Source organism: Candidatus Methylomirabilota bacterium (assembly GCA_036002485.1).
Lineage (GTDB): Bacteria > Methylomirabilota > Methylomirabilia > Rokubacteriales > CSP1-6 > AR37.
On record DASYTI010000003.1, the window covers coordinates 1 to 16,523 of the forward strand.

General features: G+C 66.7%; 19 protein-coding genes. 16 read left to right on the forward strand and 3 right to left on the reverse strand.

Features of this window, described 5'->3' with window-relative positions; all coding sequences use genetic code 11:
• Positions 1 to 974: IPT/TIG domain-containing protein (locus VGT00_00730; protein ID HEV8529923.1), on the reverse strand; the 974-nt coding region annotated here is incomplete at its 3' end.
• Between the two features lie 369 nt (positions 975 to 1,343).
• On the opposite strand from VGT00_00730, the gene VGT00_00735 reads away from it, so the two are divergent.
• From VGT00_00735 to VGT00_00755, 5 genes are all read left to right on the forward strand, one after another.
• Positions 1,344 to 2,414 (forward strand): helix-turn-helix transcriptional regulator, encoded by a 1,071-nt coding sequence (locus tag VGT00_00735; GenBank protein ID HEV8529924.1) that lies wholly within the window; start codon positions 1,344 to 1,346, stop codon positions 2,412 to 2,414.
• 49 nt (positions 2,415 to 2,463) lie between these two features.
• Positions 2,464 to 2,925, forward strand: a complete 462-nt coding sequence (locus VGT00_00740; GenBank protein HEV8529925.1) for a hypothetical protein — start codon at positions 2,464 to 2,466, stop codon at positions 2,923 to 2,925.
• An 8-nt stretch (positions 2,926 to 2,933) separates the two neighbouring features.
• Positions 2,934 to 4,073, forward strand: coding sequence for an extradiol ring-cleavage dioxygenase (locus VGT00_00745; GenBank protein HEV8529926.1), 1,140 nt, complete (start codon positions 2,934 to 2,936; stop codon positions 4,071 to 4,073).
• A gap of 75 nt (positions 4,074 to 4,148) precedes the next feature.
• Positions 4,149 to 5,738, forward strand: a complete 1,590-nt coding sequence (locus VGT00_00750; protein HEV8529927.1) for a 4-coumarate--CoA ligase family protein — start codon at positions 4,149 to 4,151, stop codon at positions 5,736 to 5,738.
• Between the two features lie 95 nt (positions 5,739 to 5,833).
• The gene (locus VGT00_00755) at positions 5,834 to 6,622 is read left to right on the forward strand and encodes an alpha/beta hydrolase (GenBank protein HEV8529928.1); all 789 of its coding nucleotides are present in this window, start codon (positions 5,834 to 5,836) and stop codon (positions 6,620 to 6,622) included.
• Between the two features lie 6 nt (positions 6,623 to 6,628).
• Here VGT00_00755 and VGT00_00760 read toward each other — a convergent pair whose 3' ends face one another.
• On the reverse strand, positions 6,629 to 7,858 hold the full coding sequence (locus tag VGT00_00760) for an MFS transporter (GenBank protein ID HEV8529929.1): 1,230 nt from the start codon (positions 7,856 to 7,858) through the stop codon (positions 6,629 to 6,631).
• Between the two features lie 273 nt (positions 7,859 to 8,131).
• Here VGT00_00760 and VGT00_00765 point away from each other — a divergent pair, with 273 nt between their 5' ends.
• From VGT00_00765 to VGT00_00795, 7 genes are all read left to right on the forward strand, one after another.
• Positions 8,132 to 8,308, forward strand: a complete 177-nt coding sequence (locus VGT00_00765) for a hypothetical protein (GenBank protein HEV8529930.1) — start codon at positions 8,132 to 8,134, stop codon at positions 8,306 to 8,308.
• Between the two features lie 224 nt (positions 8,309 to 8,532).
• On the forward strand, positions 8,533 to 9,000 hold the full coding sequence (locus tag VGT00_00770) for a VOC family protein (protein HEV8529931.1): 468 nt from the start codon (positions 8,533 to 8,535) through the stop codon (positions 8,998 to 9,000).
• A 336-nt stretch (positions 9,001 to 9,336) separates the two neighbouring features.
• Positions 9,337 to 9,789 (forward strand): DoxX family protein, encoded by a 453-nt coding sequence (locus VGT00_00775; GenBank protein HEV8529932.1) that lies wholly within the window; start codon positions 9,337 to 9,339, stop codon positions 9,787 to 9,789.
• 22 nt (positions 9,790 to 9,811) lie between these two features.
• The gene (gene rho, locus VGT00_00780) at positions 9,812 to 10,777 is read left to right on the forward strand and encodes a transcription termination factor Rho (GenBank protein ID HEV8529933.1); all 966 of its coding nucleotides are present in this window, start codon (positions 9,812 to 9,814) and stop codon (positions 10,775 to 10,777) included.
• A gap of 163 nt (positions 10,778 to 10,940) precedes the next feature.
• Positions 10,941 to 11,612, forward strand: a complete 672-nt coding sequence (locus VGT00_00785; protein HEV8529934.1) for a hypothetical protein — start codon at positions 10,941 to 10,943, stop codon at positions 11,610 to 11,612.
• Positions 11,613 to 11,817: 205 nt separating this feature from the next.
• A complete protein-coding gene (locus VGT00_00790; GenBank protein ID HEV8529935.1) occupies positions 11,818 to 12,582 on the forward strand; it encodes an SDR family oxidoreductase in 765 nt (254 codons plus the stop codon).
• A 301-nt stretch (positions 12,583 to 12,883) separates the two neighbouring features.
• Positions 12,884 to 13,174: a hypothetical protein gene (locus VGT00_00795; GenBank protein HEV8529936.1), complete on the forward strand. Its 291-nt coding sequence runs from the start codon at positions 12,884 to 12,886 to the stop codon at positions 13,172 to 13,174.
• Here the strand turns inward: VGT00_00795 and VGT00_00800 are convergent.
• Positions 13,171 to 13,989, reverse strand: a complete 819-nt coding sequence (locus VGT00_00800) for a serine protease (protein ID HEV8529937.1) — start codon at positions 13,987 to 13,989, stop codon at positions 13,171 to 13,173. The genes VGT00_00795 and VGT00_00800 overlap by 4 nt on opposite strands.
• Before the next feature lie 185 nt (positions 13,990 to 14,174).
• Here VGT00_00800 and VGT00_00805 point away from each other — a divergent pair, with 185 nt between their 5' ends.
• From VGT00_00805 to VGT00_00820, 4 genes are all read left to right on the forward strand, one after another.
• Positions 14,175 to 14,567: a hypothetical protein gene (locus VGT00_00805; GenBank protein HEV8529938.1), complete on the forward strand. Its 393-nt coding sequence runs from the start codon at positions 14,175 to 14,177 to the stop codon at positions 14,565 to 14,567.
• 79 nt (positions 14,568 to 14,646) lie between these two features.
• Positions 14,647 to 15,339: a BON domain-containing protein gene (locus VGT00_00810; GenBank protein ID HEV8529939.1), complete on the forward strand. Its 693-nt coding sequence runs from the start codon at positions 14,647 to 14,649 to the stop codon at positions 15,337 to 15,339.
• Between the two features lie 244 nt (positions 15,340 to 15,583).
• Positions 15,584 to 16,123, forward strand: coding sequence for a hypothetical protein (locus VGT00_00815; GenBank protein ID HEV8529940.1), 540 nt, complete (start codon positions 15,584 to 15,586; stop codon positions 16,121 to 16,123).
• A gap of 154 nt (positions 16,124 to 16,277) precedes the next feature.
• Positions 16,278 to 16,457: a hypothetical protein gene (locus tag VGT00_00820; protein HEV8529941.1), complete on the forward strand. Its 180-nt coding sequence runs from the start codon at positions 16,278 to 16,280 to the stop codon at positions 16,455 to 16,457.
• The last annotated feature ends 66 nt before the right edge of the window (positions 16,458 to 16,523 follow it).

The following is a 16,523-nucleotide window of genomic DNA, read 5'->3' on the forward strand; positions in this document are numbered from 1 at the left end:
GGCGCCACCAGGACGGTGTAGGTCCCCGTCGCGGGCAAGCTGAACACCTTGAGGAAGCCGCCCGGGGCCGTGATGGTGGTGGGGGCCACGAGCACGGTGCCGTCCGGCCTGTAGATGCTGACATTGGCTACGCCGATCGTCATCGCGCTCAACTCGAGCTGGAGCCCCTGGCCGCTGGTGCCATCGAAGACCACCAGGCCGATCTTGTTCTGGGTGGAGATCGTGATCGTCTTGTTCGTGGCCGCCGTCATGCGCGCAGTGGCCTGCACATCGGTGGCGAGATACGGGGACGGCGGCACGAACAAATCGCCACTGCTCGTGGCTGTCCCGCCGGGCGTCTGGACCTTGAGATGGCCGGATCCGACCGGATACACGGGCACGGTCGCCCCGAGGCTCGTAGCCGTCGCGGTGTTGACCTGCGCCAGCTTGAGCGTGTTGAAGTAGAGCTTGTCATTCGCAGGGACGGTCTCGAAGTTTGTACCGGTCACGCTAATGGCTGTCCCCGGCACCGCGATGGTCGGGGTGAAGCTCGTAATGGTCGGGGCCCCGCTATTCGCCGCCACCACGAAGTTGGTCACGCTCGTGGCCGAGCCGGAGGGCGTCGTCACGCTGATCGGCCCCGTCGTCGCTCCCGTGGGCACCTTGGTCACGATAGACGTCGCCGTGGACGACGTGACGGTCGCCGCGATGCCGTTGAACGTGACGGTGTTCTGGCTTGGCGTAGTGCTGAAGCCGGTGCCGGAGAGCGTAACCGTTGTATTGACCGGGCCGCCGTTCGGCGTGAACTCGATGAGCACGACGGCATTGGCGGCGTAGCGCTGGATGGCCGTGATGTTACCTACCGAATCGTATTGATACACGGCGGTGCCCTGACTCGGGTCTATGACCCCTACAAGCCGCCCCAGTTCGTCGTAGACGTACGTGATAGTCTGCGCGCCGGCGAGCGGAGGAGCGGCGAAGAGATAGAGGATCAAACAGGCGACTATCCACGCCCGGCGGGTCCGCTTTGGGGTGGCGCCGCGAGAGGGTTCGCACGATTGAGGGGACCGCGGCCGGGACCAGAACATGGAACCCTCCACGGCTCGGACAGGCGCTGCACTTACGGTATGCGCAGTGGCGGGACCTTGGCTCCGCTGCCGAGAGGTCGTCGGCCTCCCCTTCGTCGCGCGTGCGACAAGCTGCGCCCCTCTATACACGAGGAAGGGGCCAGGCGTCTATACGTCAGATGACGTATACGGTCGGTCGAGGCCGGATTGGACGACTTGACTACGGTGGCTGTCTGACTCACTGTTCCGGCACCGAAGGTCTCGACCGCTCTCGCAGCCGAGGAGAGAATGCACCAATTGGGCAGTCGCGACGCACGAGCCCTACTGGACTGCCTCCGGACGACGTATGCGACCCTCGATCTCGAGGCTTTTCCCCGCCAGGTCATCGCCGGGCTCCGCCGGGTCGTGGCTGCCCCATTCGCCTCGTACAACGAAATCGATCACCGGGCGGCGCGGATCAGGTATGTCGTGGAGCCGAGCGAAGCCCAGGTGCCCCACCTCGAGCTGGTCGTTCGTGAGTATCTCCACGAGCAGCCGGTGCTTGCCCACTACCGGCGGACGGGCGACGGCTCTCCCCACAAGCTGTCCGATTTCCTGACCCGGCAGCAATTTCATCGCCTGGGCATCTACAATGAGAACTATCGCCGCACGGGGGTCGAGTACCAGATGAGCTTCATGGTGGAAAGCCTTCAGCGGCCGTCACCCTGCACGATTGCCATCGCGCTGGACCGGAGCGGCGGCGACTCCGATTTCACCGAGCGGGATCGGTTCATCTTGAGTCTGCTCCGCCCGCACGTCATGACGGCCTACGCCAATGCCGAGACCGTGTCCGCGCTTCGCGGTCGAGCGCCGGCGACCGACGGGGCACCGGAGACGCGCAGCCGGGAGATCATCGTCTTGCGCCGACACGGCCGGCATCTCATCTCTCCCCGCGCCGCGGACTGGCTTGCCGAGTACTTCGACGACAGCGCAGCGCGAAGGGGCCGTCTGTCCGATGATCTGCAGCGTTGGATCCGCGGGCAGTCGCTGCGCCTGGGAGGGAGCAATACGCTCCCGTTACCCGCCAGGCCCCTGGTGGTGGAGCGCGAGGACACGCGGCTGCTGGTCCGCCTGATTCCCGACTCGCCAGACGATCTTCTCTTGCTCGAAGAACAACGGACGACGGTCGACTACGCAGCGCTCCAGCAACTCGGACTGACGCCGCGCCAGGCCGAGGTCCTTCACTGGGTGACGGAGGGCAAGACGAATCCGGAGATCGGCACGATTCTCCGCACCAGATCCCGCACCGTTGGCAAGCATGTGGAAAAGATCTTCGCCAAGCTTGGCGTCACGACGCGCACCGCTGCAGCTGTCAGGGGCCGTGCTTGATCTTCGGCCGCGAATCTCCATACAGTGACCTGGAAGAGGAGGATCAGCCATGAAAGAGCTCGTCTTCGCGTTGCAATTCAAGGGCAAGGCAGGGCCGGTCGAAGGGGCCGAGGGCAAGCTGGCGGCCAAGACCACGGCGGGCGGGCAGGTCCTGCGGACGGGCCTGACCGCCAACGGCATACAGGCGAAGGCAGAATCGAAGTCCGGGCCTCGCGCCACCTTCGAGTCGGAGGTGCAGATCACCGGGGAGGGGACTTTCGTCGAGAGCGGTCGGATCAGCTACGGCAAGGGCGGCAAGCTGACCTTCCGGACCGTCGGCCAGGGCGTCCTGGGACCGAGCCCGGTCGAGGGCCTGCAGCGGGGCGCGGTGATCTGGGAAGTGACGGAGGGCCTGGGGCCGCTTGCCGGCGCCACGGGGCTCATCACCTCCAACTTCACCGTTGGCGCCAAGGGTGAGGTCGTGGACAATCACTACGTCCGCCTCTACCTGCCCGATCAAAAGAAAGGCTAGGAGTCGACATGGGACAGATTCTTGGTTTGGGACTCAGTCACTACCCTCCGCTCCGGGGGGCCGACGATGCCATGGCCGGCATCCTCCGCCGCACGCTGAAGCGTCCCGACGTGCCCGATGCCTGGAAGAAGCCCGAGAACTGGCCCGCGCCCATGCGGCAGGAATGGGGCGGGGACGAGGGCCGCTCGGCCGCGCCGAAGCATCGCGCCGAGCTGGTCAAACACCTGAAGGTGCTGCGTCAGGCGCTCGACGATTTCAAGCCGGACTTCGTCCTCATGTGGGGGGATGACCAGTACGAGAACTTCCACGAGGACATCACGCCGGCCTTCTGCGTCTACGCCTACGAGGACATGGAGGTGTACCCCTACCGGCCGCACCACCGCGAGGCGAGCACCGCGCCAACCGGCGAGGGCGGCGGTCTCTCGGCATCTGAATCGGCGCCGGCGAGCCGCCCGGCCTCGAACGCCTGGGGTGAGGGCCCCGACGCCGTCGTGCGCATTCCCGGGAAGAAGGACGCGGCCAAGTGGCTCGTGCGCGAGCTGCTCACTCACGAGCACATCGACATGGCCTACTCCTACAAGCCGCTCCACTACGAGGGACTCAGCCACGCGTTTCTCAACGGCGTCATGTACCTCGACTACGAGCGTAAGGGCTGGCCCTATCCGCTGGTGGCCATGGCCATCAACTGCTACGGCAGTCGCGTCAACGTCAACCGGGGCGGGGTCTACCCGATCGGCACGATCAGCATTCCCGAGAGCGACCTGGACCCGCCGGGCCCTTCGCCCGATCGCTGCATGGAAGTGGGCGCCGCCGTCGCCCGGGCGCTGGCGCGCAGCCCCTGGAAGGTCGCGCTGGTGGCCTCGTCGAGCTGGTCGCATGCTTTCCTCGTCCCGAAGCACTACTTCGTCTATCCCGACGTCGACAACGATCGCAAGCTCTACGAGGCCCTCGTGGCGGGCGACTTCGACACGTGGCGCAAGGTCACGGAAGCGGAGGTCGTGGACCGTGGGCAGCAGGAAGTGCTGAACTGGTGGGCCCTCATGGGCGCCATGGAGGCGCTGGGGCACAAGAGCCCCGACTACCATGGCTACGTCGAGTCCTACGTGATGAACTCGAACAAGGCCTTCGCGATCTATGGAGCGCGCTGAAAGATCCCCCTCACCCTGCCCTCTCCCCCTGGGGGGGCGAGGGATCAAGAATCCCCCGCCCGGCACGGAGCAGATATGATCGTCAAAAGCCCATGGCCGGATGTCGTCGTGCCCGAGGTCTCGATCACCGACCACGTGCTGCGCCATGCCGAGCGCCTCCGCGACCGGCCGGCCATGATCGACGGGCCGACGGGGCGGACGCTGACCTTCGGCCAGCTCGCCGACAGCATTCGTCGCGTGGCCACCGGCCTCGCGCGGCGGGGCTTTCGCAAGGGCGACGTCTTCGCGATCTACAGCCCGAACCTGCCCGAGTACGCGGTGATCTTCCACGCCGTCGCTTCGCTGGGCGGCATCAACACTACTGTCAATCCGCTCTACACGGCGGGCGAGCTCGCCAAGCAGCTCGAGGATTCGGGCGCCCGCTTCCTGATCACGGCGTCGCCCTTCCTCGACAAGGCCAAGGAGGCGGCCGCGGCCACCGGGATCGAGGAGGTCTTCGTCTTCGGCACCGCGGACGGCGCCCGGCCATTCGCCGAGCTGCTCGAGGCGCCGCCGACCCCGCCCTCTGTGAAGATCAACCCGCGAGAGGACGTGGTGGTGCTCCCGTACTCGAGCGGGACGACGGGACTGCCCAAGGGCGTCATGCTCACTCACCACAACCTGGTGGCCAACCTGTGCCAGGCCGAAGGCGCCAAGGACTTCGATGGCTTCAAGGACGGCGACGTGGTCATTGCCGTGCTGCCGTTCTTTCACATCTACGGGATGGTCGTGATCATGAAGCTCGGGCTGTGCCAGGGCGCCACCATCGTCAGCATGCCGCGCTTCGACTTCCAGGAGTTCCTCACCGCGGTGCAGAAGTATCGCGTGTCCATCCTGCCTCTCGTACCGCCCATCGTGCTGGGCATGGTCAAGCATCCGGCCGTGAGCCAGTTCGATCTGTCGAGCGTGCGGCTGGTCTTCTCGGGCGCCGCCCCCCTCGGCGAGGAGATCGCGAAGGAGCTGTCCGCGAAGCTCGGCTGCCCCGTCGTGCAGGGCTATGGCATGACGGAGGCGAGCCCGGTGACACACCTGAGCCCCACCAAGAACGCGCCGCGCAAGCCCGGGTCCATCGGCTTCGTCGTCCCCAACACGGAAGTCAAGCTGATGGATGTCGTCACGGGCGCCGAGGCGGGGCCGGGCGGGCAGGGCGAGCTGCTGATCCGGGGGCCGCAGATCATGAAGGGCTACCTCAATCAGCCGGGAGAGACGGCCGACTGCATCGACCGCGAGGGCTGGTACCACACGGGCGATGTCGGCTACGTTGATCCGGAAGGGTGGTTCTACATCGTCGACCGCACCAAGGAGCTGATCAAGTACAAGGGCATGCAGGTGGCCCCGGCCGAGCTGGAGGCTTTGCTGTTCACGCACCCGGCCATTCTCGACGCCGCGGTCATCCGCAAGGCCGACGAGGAAGCGGGCGAGGTGCCCAAGGCCTTCGTGGTCCTGAAGCCCGACGCCGCCTCCAAGGCGACCACGGGCGAGACGATCATGGCCTTCGTGGCGGAACGGGTGGCGCCCCACAAGCGCATCCGGCACCTCGAGTTCATCGAGCAGATTCCCAAGTCACCCTCCGGCAAGATCCTGCGCCGCATGCTGGTGCAGATGGAGAAGGAGCGCGCGTCCTGAGCGACCGGGAGTCGGGCCCGACCTCGCGCACCTACTTCTCCCAGCGCCTGCGTCTCCACTACGTCGACTGGGGCAACGCAGAGAGGCCGGCGCTGATCCTGCTCCACGGCGGCCGCGACCACTGCCGGAACTGGGACTGGACGGCAGCCGCCCTCCGCGACGACTGGCACATCATCGCGCCCGATCTGCGCGGACACGGGGACAGCCAGTGGTCGCCGGATGGCAGCTACACCATGGCCGGGTACATCTACGATCTGGCCCAGCTTGTTCACCAGCAGCAGCTGGCGCCCGTCACCATCGTCGCCCATTCCCTCGGCGGCAACATCGCGCTGCGCTACGCTGGCATCTACCCGGAGGCGGTGGCGAGGCTCGTGGCCATCGAAGGGCTCGGGCCTTCGGCCGGCGCGCTGGCCGCGCATCGGTCCAAGAGCATCGCCGAGCGGATGGACGAGTGGATCCGTGAGGAGCGGGGTCTGGCCGGCCGGCTGCCTCGGCGCTATGCGTCCATCGAGGATGCTTTTCGCCGCATGCAGGAGGAGAACCCACATCTCACGGCCGAGCAGGCCCGCCACCTCACCAGTCACGGCGTGAACCAGAACGAGGACGGGACGTACAGCTGGAAGTTCGACAACTACGTGCGCGCGTGGTTCCCGTACGACATGAGCAGCCGGGACATCCAGGCCCTCTGGGCCCGCATCGCCTGTCCGACCCTTCTCCTGTACGGGAAGGAGAGCCGCGCCGGCAATCCCGCCGACGATGGCCGCGATCGGCCCTTTCGCCATGCCACGACCATGGGCGTCGAGGGGGCGGGGCACTGGCTCCACCACGATCGGCTGGACGAGTTTCTGCGGATCGTCCGCGAGTTCGTCGGGCCGCACCCGTAGCTGAGGTCAGGTCTCTCGTCCGCGCGCGGGCGCGTCGCGGAGCGCCCACCATCCCAGAAGAAGGGCCGCCGCCACCAGCCCCGCCGTCCCGTTCACGAGAAGCGCGCGGCTCACGCCCCAGTGCTCGGAGATGCTGCCCACGATGAACGCGCCGATGGGAAAGACACCGCCCCACACGAGGGTATAGAGGCTCATCACCCGCCCGCGAAGCTCGTCGGGCGCGGCCAGCTGCATCGCGGTGTTGCAGCTCGCCACCAGCACGAGGCCGAAGAGACCGGTCAGAAAGAGCACGATGGCCGCGAACCAGAAGACGCGAGCGGTCGAGAGCGCCACGAGCCCGCCGCAGGCGAGGGTGGCCGCGCCGAACATCATGGCCACGGGCGGCTGGCGCGCGCCGAGCACGCCGATGGCGAGGGCGCCCGTGACCGCGCCCACGCCCAGGCAGGCCATGAGGAGCCCGAAGCCTTCCGCGCCCAGGTGCAGCACCGTGCGCACCACGAGGGGGACATAGACGGTGAAGTTGAACACGAAGATGCTGACGATGAAAAGGAGGCCCAGCATCAGGCGGATCTCGGGCGTGCGAAAGGCGTAGCGGAGTCCGATGAGGATCTCGTCCATGACCCCGTGGCCCGTGCGGGCGCGGGGCAGCCCGCGCGTGCCCAGCCTCGAGAGCATGAGGACGGCCACCGCGAAGCCGAGCCCGTTCACCACGAAGGCCGGCGTCACGCCGAATCGCGCGATCATGAGCCCGCCCAGGCCGGGCCCGACGATGCGGGCGGCATTGAAGGACGCAGAGTTCAGGGCCACCGCGCTGGCCACGTCGGCCCGTCCCACCATCTCGGCCACGAAGGACTGCCGCGCCGGCTGCTCGAGCACATTGACGAGCCCGTTGGTGAAGGCCAGCACGGCGACGTGCCAGTACTCGACGCGTCCTGAGCCCACGAGGGCGGCCAACCCCAGGGCCAGGCCGCCGAGGGCGGCCTGGGTGCAGAGGAGCAGCCGCCGCTTGGGGACGCGATCGGCCAGGGCCCCGGAGGCGATGGAGAAGAGAAGGATGGGCGCGAACTGGAGGGAGCCGATGAGCCCGAGCTTGAACGGCGACGGCGTGAGCTGGAGCACCAGCCACGATTGCGCCACCGTCTGCATCCACGTGCCCGTCTGCGCCACGAACTGAGCCCCGAAGAAGCGGCGAAAGTCGGGGTGACGGAGCGCCCGGAGCCCGATGGGGAGCGACATTGCCGCCGCCTAGGATAGCGCGCCCCGTTCGCCGGGGCAGAAGTCAAGCAGGGTCGAAGAAGGGGGACCTGCATCGGCTGGACGTTTCGGTTACTCTTAGGGAAGGACGTCTCGTAAGGATCCTCGACGCTTCGGTCAACCAAGCAGCGCAGAGAGGAGAGCCTTCGCCATGACGCGCAACATCTCTCGGCGGCGCGTGCTGCAGGCATGTCGAAGTGACGGCGGCCCGCCAAGGACAGGACACGCGCGGCCTTTCCCACAGGAGACATGGAGATGAAGAATGTTCAGATGTCCGTGGCCGGCGACATCCTGACGATCACCGTAGATCTCACGAAGGAATTCGGTCCGTCCTCGTCCGGCAAGACCATCATCATCGCCTCGACCGAGGGCAATGCCACGATTCCGGATCGGGAAGAGAAGGTCGGCCTGAACGTTTATAAAAGGAAGTGACGGCGTCCGCGGCGGCCCGACCGAGTGCCGGACCGCCGCTCCGATCACCAGCGATGCCACCCGTGATGGGGACGATCGACAACCACGTAGCACCAGGACGTCATCAGCGAGACGGCGAGAACCAGACACGCGATCTGGACCAGTCTTCGCATCGCGCAGCTCCTTTTGCCGGGTTAGACGGCGCAGGCGCCGATGCATTCCGCGGAACAACGAGGAGCCAAGTGATGAGCAAGAGCGTGAGACCCATCCCCGAAGGCCACCCTACCGTCTCGCCGCACTTGATCGTCGACGATGCCGCGGCCGCCCTCGACTTCTACGGGAAGGCGTTCGGCGCGGTCGAGCTGATGCGTCATACGGATCCGAGCGGAAAGGTTGGACACGCCGAGATCATGATCGGCGATTCCGTGATCATGCTCGCCGACGAGTTCCCCGACTTCGGGGCCCGCAGTCCCAAGCACTATGGCGGCTCACCCGTCGGCATCCACCTCTATGTCGAGGGGGTGGACAAGCTGGCGAACCAGGCGATCGGGGCCGGCGCCAAGGTGGTTCGGCCGGTGCAGGATCAGTTCTACGGCGATCGGAACGGCACGCTCGAGGATCCGTTCGGGCACCACTGGCATATCTCGACGCATATCGAGGACGTGCCGCCCGAGGAGCTGTCCAGACGCGCCGCGGCTCTCAAGGCCCATTAGCGCGAGACACAAACGTGCATTATTCGCGAGACAACGCCACTCTGGTCTATTCAGCCCTCGCCTCAGGGCTGCGCCCTTCAGCTCGAACTGCCGCCCTCTCCCTCGGAGAGGGAGAGGGATTCATTTTGATCCCTCGCCCCCAGAGGGGGAGAGGGCAGGGTGAGGGGGGGCAGGATGCGGTACCCGCGCTCGGGAATAGTTCGGGCTAGCGAAAAACTTGACAAGGGAGTGTAGCGCGGCCTACCGTCCGCCCGATGAGCCCGCGCGCCGTTCCCGGCACGCGCGGAGTGCTGCGGATGGCCTCGCATCACCTTTCCGGATCAGGAGGAGAGCGTCATGGACGTCATGGACATGCTCCTCGGCACCTTCGCCTCCCGGCCTCTGCTCATCGTGCGCGTGGTTCTGGGCGTGATTTTCTTCGCCCACGGCGCCCAGAAGGTATTTGGCTGGTTCGGCGGGCCCGGCCTGCGCGGCGTCATCGCGTACTTCAAGCAGGCGCTCGGCGTGCCCGCCCCCCTCACCGTGCTCGCCGCGCTGACCGAGTTCCTGGGCGGCGTGGCCATGATCGTCGGCTTCCTCGTCCGGCCGGCCGCGGTGGGGCTCATCGTCGTCATGCTCGTGGCCATCGCCACGGTTCACTGGAAGAACGGCTTCTTCATCAACTGGTCCCTCGCGCCGGGGAAGGGGCATGGCTACGAGATGAACCTTGCCCTCATCGGCATGGCCCTGGCCGTCCTGGTCGGCGGCGCCGGGGCCTTCTCCATCGATCGGTGGCTCCGCCCGTGGTAGACGCCCACGTGAGCGTGCGGGCATGAGCAGGCGATCGCGCCGCTCACGCCGGCCGGGCGCGCGCCCGCAATTCGGCCAGCGCGGGCCTGTGCCCCCGCGCATGCCGGCCCCGTCCCCATCGCCCTCGGGCTTCGAGAGCCTGACCGCCATCCAGCCCTTCGAGCGGCTGCGGCTCGAGACCGTCCCCTCGGAGCTGTCCATGCGCGCCATGGACCTGATCACGCCCATCGGGAGGGGCCAGCGCGGGCTCATCGTCGCCCCGCCGCGCACGGGCAAGACCGTGCTCCTCCAGCAGATCGCCAAGGCCGTGCTCGCGAACCACCCGGAAGTGGCCGTCATCGTGCTCCTGGTCGACGAGCGCCCGGAAGAGGTGACCGATTTCCGAGTGACCATCGGCAAGTCCGCGGAGATCGTCGCCTCGAGCAACGACAATCCCTATCGCCGGCACATCGAGGTGACCGAGCAGGTCCTCGAGAAGGCCAAGCGCATGGCTTCGGAGAAGCGGGACGTGCTCGTCCTCTTCGATTCCCTGACACGCATGACCCGCGCCTACAACAACGAGCTGACCTCGCGCGGGCGCACCATGACGGGTGGCATCGACAGTCGAGCCTTTCAGATGCCCCGGGCGTTTTTCGGCGCCGCGCGCAAGCTCGAGGAGGGCGGCTCCCTGACCATCGTGGGCACGGTGCTCGTGGACACGGGCTCGCGGATGGACGACATCATCTTCGAGGAGTTCAAGGGCACCGGGAACATGGAGCTGCATCTCTCCCGGGAGCTGGCCGACCGGCGTATCTTCCCCTCGTTCGAGATCCTCAAGTCCGGCACCCGCCGCGAAGAGCTGCTCTTCCCCGAAGAGGACATGAGGCGGATCCATCTCCTCCGCCGCGCCCTGGCGGGGACCAAGCCGGTGCAGGCCATGGAGGCGCTGATCGAGCGTCTCCGCCTGACCGGGACGAACGCGGAGTTCCTCAAGTCCCTCGTCGGGTAGGTCCCCGCGCCCTCCGGCGCCTCATCTCTTCACAGATTTTTACCCGTGACACACACGGCCTTCATGCGCGCCCCGCATGCTCGGACGTGAGCGGGCGCTGAGGCCCGCGCCAATTGCAGGTCACGGTGGAATGAGATGGGGACTATCCCCAAGGAGGGACGCGATGCGAGTGAGAGAGGCGCTGGGGGGACTGGCTCTGGTACTGGGCCTGACACTGCCCGTGGCGGCGGCGCCGCCCGACATGACGGCGACAGCCCATCCAGAGATGCGACGCTCGATGGATCGCTCCGCGATGCAGGGTCGTCGCCACTTTGGCGGCTGGTCGCGGCACATGAGACACGGTGACTTCCGGCACGGGCGCTCCGTGATCGGCGTCGCCCTGCGCCACCGTCAGGAGCTGAGCCTGACACCGCAGCAGGTGGATACGCTCAAGAAGCTCGGGATCGACTCCCGGCGCGCGGCCATCCGCGCCGCCGCAGACCGGCGGGTCGCGCAGCTCGATCTCATGAGCCTGCGGCAGACCGACCCTGTGGACATGGGCAGGGTGGAGGCGAAGGTGCGGGAGATCGAGCGGCTCCGGGCGGACAGCCGCCTCGCCGCCATCCGTACCGATGAGCAGGCCAAGGCCCAGCTCACGCCGGAGCAGCGGGAGAAGCTCAGGGTGTTCGTGGCCGCGCGGTCGCAGCACAAGGGCCAGGACTCGCGCCGCACGGAGGCTCCGCTCGCGATGGAAAGGCAATCGCAGGCAGCTCAAAAAGGTCCAGATGCGAGGCGGCGCCCCGCCTTTCGAGTTGAGCGGCGGCCCCTGGCCGTCGCGAGACGAGGGCTGAGTTGATCTGCAGGTGAGGCGTACTCTCTGTACGTTGAACCTGCGGCCGAGGGCGCCAACGAAGCAGATGGGCCTTTTTCAGCTGCCTGCGCCGCTTCGAATCCAACTGCACGTAGCCGTCGTCTTGCGCTAGGCTGTGGCCTACAGGTAGGCCGGCGGACACACCGACGGGCGGATCAGGTGGCTGATCCAGAAAGGCGGAGACCAGAAAATGGCCTCATCCGAGAAGGTCGCGATCGTCACAGGGGCGGGAAGCGGTATCGGCAAGCATTCTGCGCTGGCCCTCTTGCAAGAGGGCTATGCCGTCGTCCTCGCCGGGCGGCGCAAGGAGACCCTGGAAGCAGCCGCCACCGAGGGAAAGGCAAAGTCTCCCGGGTCAAAGACGCTCGTGGTGCCGACCGATATCAGTGACCCCGAGTCCATTCGGGCCCTCTTTGCGCAGACGAAGCAGGTCTTCGGCAGACTCGATCTCCTCTTCAACAATGCGGGCATCGGCGCGCCTCCCGTGCCCCTCGAGGAGCTCCCGTTCGAGAAGTGGAAGGCGGTGGTCGATACCAACCTGACCGGGTCGTTCGTGTGCACGCAAGAAGCGATCAAGATCATGAAGAGCCAGCAGCCTCGCGGTGGCCGCATCATCAACAACGGCTCCCTCTCGGCGCATGTGCCGCGGCCGTTCTCGGTCGCCTACACGTCCACGAAACACGCGATCACGGGGCTGACGAAATCGACCTCCCTGGACGGGCGGCAATACGACATCGCCTGCGGGCAGATCGACATCGGCAATGCCGCGACGGAGATGACGGCGCGCATGGCCAAAGGTGTCCCCCAGGCCAACGGCACCGTCGTCGTCGAGCCGACCATGGATGTCCAGAACGTGGCGCGGGCCGTCGTCTACATGGCGAGCCTTCCCCTCGACGCCAACGTGCAGTTCTTGACGGTGATGGCGACGAAAATGCCTTTCGTCGGTCGCGGCTAGCGCAGGCGGCTGAAAAAGGCCCATCTGCTTCGTTGGCGAGGGCGGCGGCACCCGCTCAACGTACAGAGAGTACGCCTCGGGGTGCCGCCGCCCTCGCCGCCTCGCATCTGGACCTTTTTGAGCCGCCTGCGGGCTATTCCGCAGGCGGCTTGTTCTGCCGACTCGACGATCCCGGGGGCACATTTCTTTGCGCGGGACACATATGACCTTCACGGGCGCGCTCCAGGATGGGATGTGGCAGCTCCAGATGCTGCCGACGTGCTCAACCTGAGAGGCGAGATGTCTTACCGGGAGGTGTCATATGAAACGCGCGATGATTCTGATGCTCGTCGTGCTCGCGGCGGCGGCCGGACCCGTCCAGGCTAGCGCCGAGACTCACTTCCGCGGCGCTCCGAGGGGCATCGAGCATCACCAGGCCTTTGAGCGTGGCGGGTCCCACCGGCTCCACGGTCGTGTTCCGTACCGGGTCTATAGCTATGCAGCACGCTGCGTGTGGCAGCCGGGCTATTGGGGCTATCAGCCCTACGTGGACGCCTATGGCCAGGGTTGGTACGTGCCGCAGTGGGTGCCGGCCCAGTACCTATGCTACTAGCGGGCGGCTTGTCCCGTGGAAGAGAAGATGCCCTCGATCAGATCGGCGTGGCCCGTGTCCGCAAGGAATCGCCTGATATCGGTCAGGGGTGTCACGAGAGTCTGGCCGGGCACGGGCACGTCGATATACCAGGACTGTTCGGCGCCCTTGGAGGTGACCCGGGCCGTCCGGTAGCCCTCGACGAGACCGAGCAGCCTGCCGCCTCGCGCCTCGTACACGCCTCCACCGCTCGACCCATAGCTGACCGAGGCATCGACCATCAGGCGCGCCGCCGATTCCCGGTCCGACGCCTCACCAAAGCTCACCTGGCTGACGATGCCGCTGGCCAGCAGCATGTTGCGACCCCAGGGAAAGCCGACGACCCACACCGCCTCTCCAAGCTCCGGAGCCGCGGCGGGCCGGGCTGGTACGCACTGATCGGTCCGGGCCTTCAGCAAGGCGATGTCCACATCTTCCGTCTCGCGATGGGCAACGACGGTGGCGCTGGCGCGGATTCCGGCTCCGCGCTGTCGCCCGAAGAGCAGGGAGATCTCCTTCTGGCCTACTGCGCCGGCTACCGTGTGGCCGCTGGTGACGACAAAGCACTCCGAGCCACGCGACGCAATGGCGACGCCCGAGCCGGTGCGGAAGCGCCGTCCCTCGGGATTCTCGAGAATGATCTGGACGGCGGATGGCAGGATGCGCTGGAGCACGTCCTCCCGGCTGGGGACTTCGGCGCGCGCGGGGACGCGCGCGGGGCCGCACCCTCCACACAGCGCGAGGATCGTCGCGCCGGTGGCTAACGCTCGGATGAGCACTCGCATCGTGTCTAACATTTCGCCGGTCGCCTCTGTCCAGAGCCCATCATATAAACTTTATGTCTTCATCACGCCTGGCGTCAAGCTGGCCAGATCACGCCAGGTGTGGCATACCCCTTGCTCCTACCTAGACGCGGTGCTGGACGGATCCCGCCCGCGATCGGGATCTTTTTTCCCACGGCCCGACAAGGAGGAGCACAGATATGAGACGCACTGCCAAGTTGCTGTTGCTCGTCGCGGTGATGCTCACCGTGGGCGCTGGGCCGGGATGGCTGCAGGCGCAGATGCCCGCCTCGCCGGCCGCGCCGGCGAGCCCGATGCCCGCCTCGCTCGAAGGAACGGTGAAGAAGGTCGATGCCACCACCAGCACGGTTCGGGTTTCCTCAGGTCTCCTCGGTCTCTTCCCGCGCACCCTCGAGGTGACCGCCGATACGCAGGTCCAGATCGAGGGCCGGCAGGCGACTCTGACCGAGATTCCGGAAGGGGCCAAGGTCAAAGCTTCCTACGAGGTGCGCAATGGCAAGAACATCGCCACTCGCCTCGAGGTCATGGCGCCGCCTCCGCCCAAGGCGGCACCCGCGCCCAAGACGCAGTAGCGGGGAGTCCGGTCTCGCAGCGGGCGCGGTGTATCGCGAACCGCGCCCGCTTTTCTGCCATGCAAACTCTATACGGTCGATGAAAGATCTTCCGGTCCACAATTCCCGCGAGCGGTGGCGGGAGGGAAAGACCGACCGGGTAAGGCTTGCCCGCCGCCGCGCGGGCGCAGAATTCTCGTCATCACTCGCCCGCGCCATGCGCGCCAGTCGCGCCATGCGCGCCAGTGGGGTGGCGCTCGTTGCCGTCATCGTGCTGCTCACCCTGGGCGTCGCGCGTGGCTTCGCGCAGGCCCCGGTGGCAAACAGCCATGTGGCCGACTCCAGGCTGACCGTGAAGATTGACACCGCCCTCTGGAGCGACCTGCGCTTCTGGGGAAAGCAGATCAGCGTGGAAGCAGAGCGCGGCGTGGTGACCTTGCGGGGCAAGGTCGATTCGGAGGAGACGAAGAAGGCGGCTGCGGAGATCGTCCGTCGCATCGAGGGCGTCACGCAGGTACGCAACGAGCTGGAGGTCGTGCCGTCCGCGCGGCGTGCCGAGGTAGACGCGAGAGACCAGGCGATTGCTCGCGCGCTGGAGGAGCAGCTCAAACGAGATCCGCAGCTCCAGAACGCGGTCATCGACGCCCGCGTGGATGCGGGTGTCGTCACGCTGCGCGGACAGGTCCGAAGCCCCGCCGCCGGCTCTCGCGCGGCCGAGCTGGCGCGCGCGGCGCCTGGAGTTCGATCAGTAAGGAACGAGCTCTCGTCAGCTCAGCTCACCGAGCCCGGGTAATTCGCCCCTCAGAGCCCAATTTCTAGCCGATCGGCGGCTGTGGCACATGCGATGCAGCCGCTATCCTCATCCGCAGTCAATCATGCCGTGGGCAGGGGGCGGAACGGCTGCCCTCAGCCGCAAAGCTGGCCGTAAATGGGCGGTGTGCGGGCTTCGTCGTATGAATCGGGAGTGGCCTTCCCGTCATCGACTCGAGGAGGGCCCCAGGCGGTGAGCCTGAGACTTCCAGCGAGGAGGACAGACAATGCTTCGACGAATGGTTCTTGGCGCTGTCGTGTTAGCGGCCCTCACGGGAGCCGCGGGCGCGGCGGCGGCGCAGGTGAGCGTAAACATCGGAATCAACCTTCCGGCCCCGCCGCATCTGGTCGTTGTGCCGGCCAGCCCGGTCATGTACGCGCCGGCCGTTGAGGCCAACTACTTCTTCTACGGTGGCCAGTACTACGTCTTCACCAATGGTGGCTGGTATGTGGGTCCCCGGCACAATGGGCCGTGGGTCGTGGTGGCGCCGGAGTTCATTCCGCGGCCTATCCTCGCGGTGCCGGTTCGCTACTACCGCACGCCACCTCCGGAGTGGAGGCATTGGCGGCGCGAAGGACCACCTCAGTGGGCTCCCGCATGGGGACGGCGTTGGGAGGAGGAGCGCGGCGAGCGTCGTCATGACGCGGTTCGAGACGACCGTCGCGACGAGCCGCGTGAGGGACGCGAGGGACCTGGACGCGAGGGACCTGGACGCGAGGGCCCTGGAGGACATGACAACCGGGGTCGCGGTCATCGCGGCGGCTAGTCCAACTTCAAGCAAAGCATCGCGTTCATGAGGTAGGCAGGGGGGCGGTCCCGGACCGCCCCCCTGCCTCCCCCACGCCAGCTCACCCCTCGACTGTTTTCGCAGCGAATACGTCACGGCGGTACTCCCGTCTATCACGGCAGGAGGTCAGGTCATGAGACTCGCATTGATCGCGCTGACCGGATGGCTTCTGGGCGGGTGTGTCCTGGTTCCGGCCCCCGCTCCCTACGCCTATGCACCGCCCCCGCCGCCGCCCAGAGTGATTTACGCGTATCCGGTCTACCCCGTCTACCCATACCAGCCCTACTACTATCGTCACTGGTACGGCCGCTGACAGCTGTCCGCTCAGCTCCAGAATCCTCCTGATTTGCGATAGGCTGGGGAGCGGGTGGCCCGCCGT

Excerpts from the sequence above, each read along its gene's own strand:
- VGT00_00745 (HEV8529926.1), top strand. The coding sequence starts at position 2,934 with ATGGGACAGATTCTTGGTTTGGGACTCAGTCACTACCCTCCGCTCCGG.
- VGT00_00800 (HEV8529937.1), bottom strand. The coding sequence starts at position 13,989 with ATGTTAGACACGATGCGAGTGCTCATCCGAGCGTTAGCCACCGGCGCG.
- rho (HEV8529933.1), top strand. The coding sequence starts at position 9,812 with ATGAGCAGGCGATCGCGCCGCTCACGCCGGCCGGGCGCGCGCCCGCAA.
- VGT00_00765 (HEV8529930.1), top strand. The coding sequence starts at position 8,132 with ATGAAGAATGTTCAGATGTCCGTGGCCGGCGACATCCTGACGATCACC.
- VGT00_00810 (HEV8529939.1), top strand. The coding sequence starts at position 14,647 with ATGAAAGATCTTCCGGTCCACAATTCCCGCGAGCGGTGGCGGGAGGGA.
- VGT00_00790 (HEV8529935.1), top strand. The coding sequence starts at position 11,818 with ATGGCCTCATCCGAGAAGGTCGCGATCGTCACAGGGGCGGGAAGCGGT.
- VGT00_00775 (HEV8529932.1), top strand. The coding sequence starts at position 9,337 with ATGGACGTCATGGACATGCTCCTCGGCACCTTCGCCTCCCGGCCTCTG.
- VGT00_00750 (HEV8529927.1), top strand. The coding sequence starts at position 4,149 with ATGATCGTCAAAAGCCCATGGCCGGATGTCGTCGTGCCCGAGGTCTCG.
- VGT00_00785 (HEV8529934.1), top strand. The coding sequence starts at position 10,941 with ATGCGAGTGAGAGAGGCGCTGGGGGGACTGGCTCTGGTACTGGGCCTG.
- VGT00_00795 (HEV8529936.1), top strand. The coding sequence starts at position 12,884 with ATGAAACGCGCGATGATTCTGATGCTCGTCGTGCTCGCGGCGGCGGCC.
- VGT00_00815 (HEV8529940.1), top strand. The coding sequence starts at position 15,584 with ATGCTTCGACGAATGGTTCTTGGCGCTGTCGTGTTAGCGGCCCTCACG.
- VGT00_00740 (HEV8529925.1), top strand. The coding sequence starts at position 2,464 with ATGAAAGAGCTCGTCTTCGCGTTGCAATTCAAGGGCAAGGCAGGGCCG.
- VGT00_00805 (HEV8529938.1), top strand. The coding sequence starts at position 14,175 with ATGAGACGCACTGCCAAGTTGCTGTTGCTCGTCGCGGTGATGCTCACC.
- VGT00_00760 (HEV8529929.1), bottom strand. The coding sequence starts at position 7,858 with ATGTCGCTCCCCATCGGGCTCCGGGCGCTCCGTCACCCCGACTTTCGC.
- VGT00_00820 (HEV8529941.1), top strand. The coding sequence starts at position 16,278 with ATGAGACTCGCATTGATCGCGCTGACCGGATGGCTTCTGGGCGGGTGT.
- VGT00_00770 (HEV8529931.1), top strand. The coding sequence starts at position 8,533 with ATGAGCAAGAGCGTGAGACCCATCCCCGAAGGCCACCCTACCGTCTCG.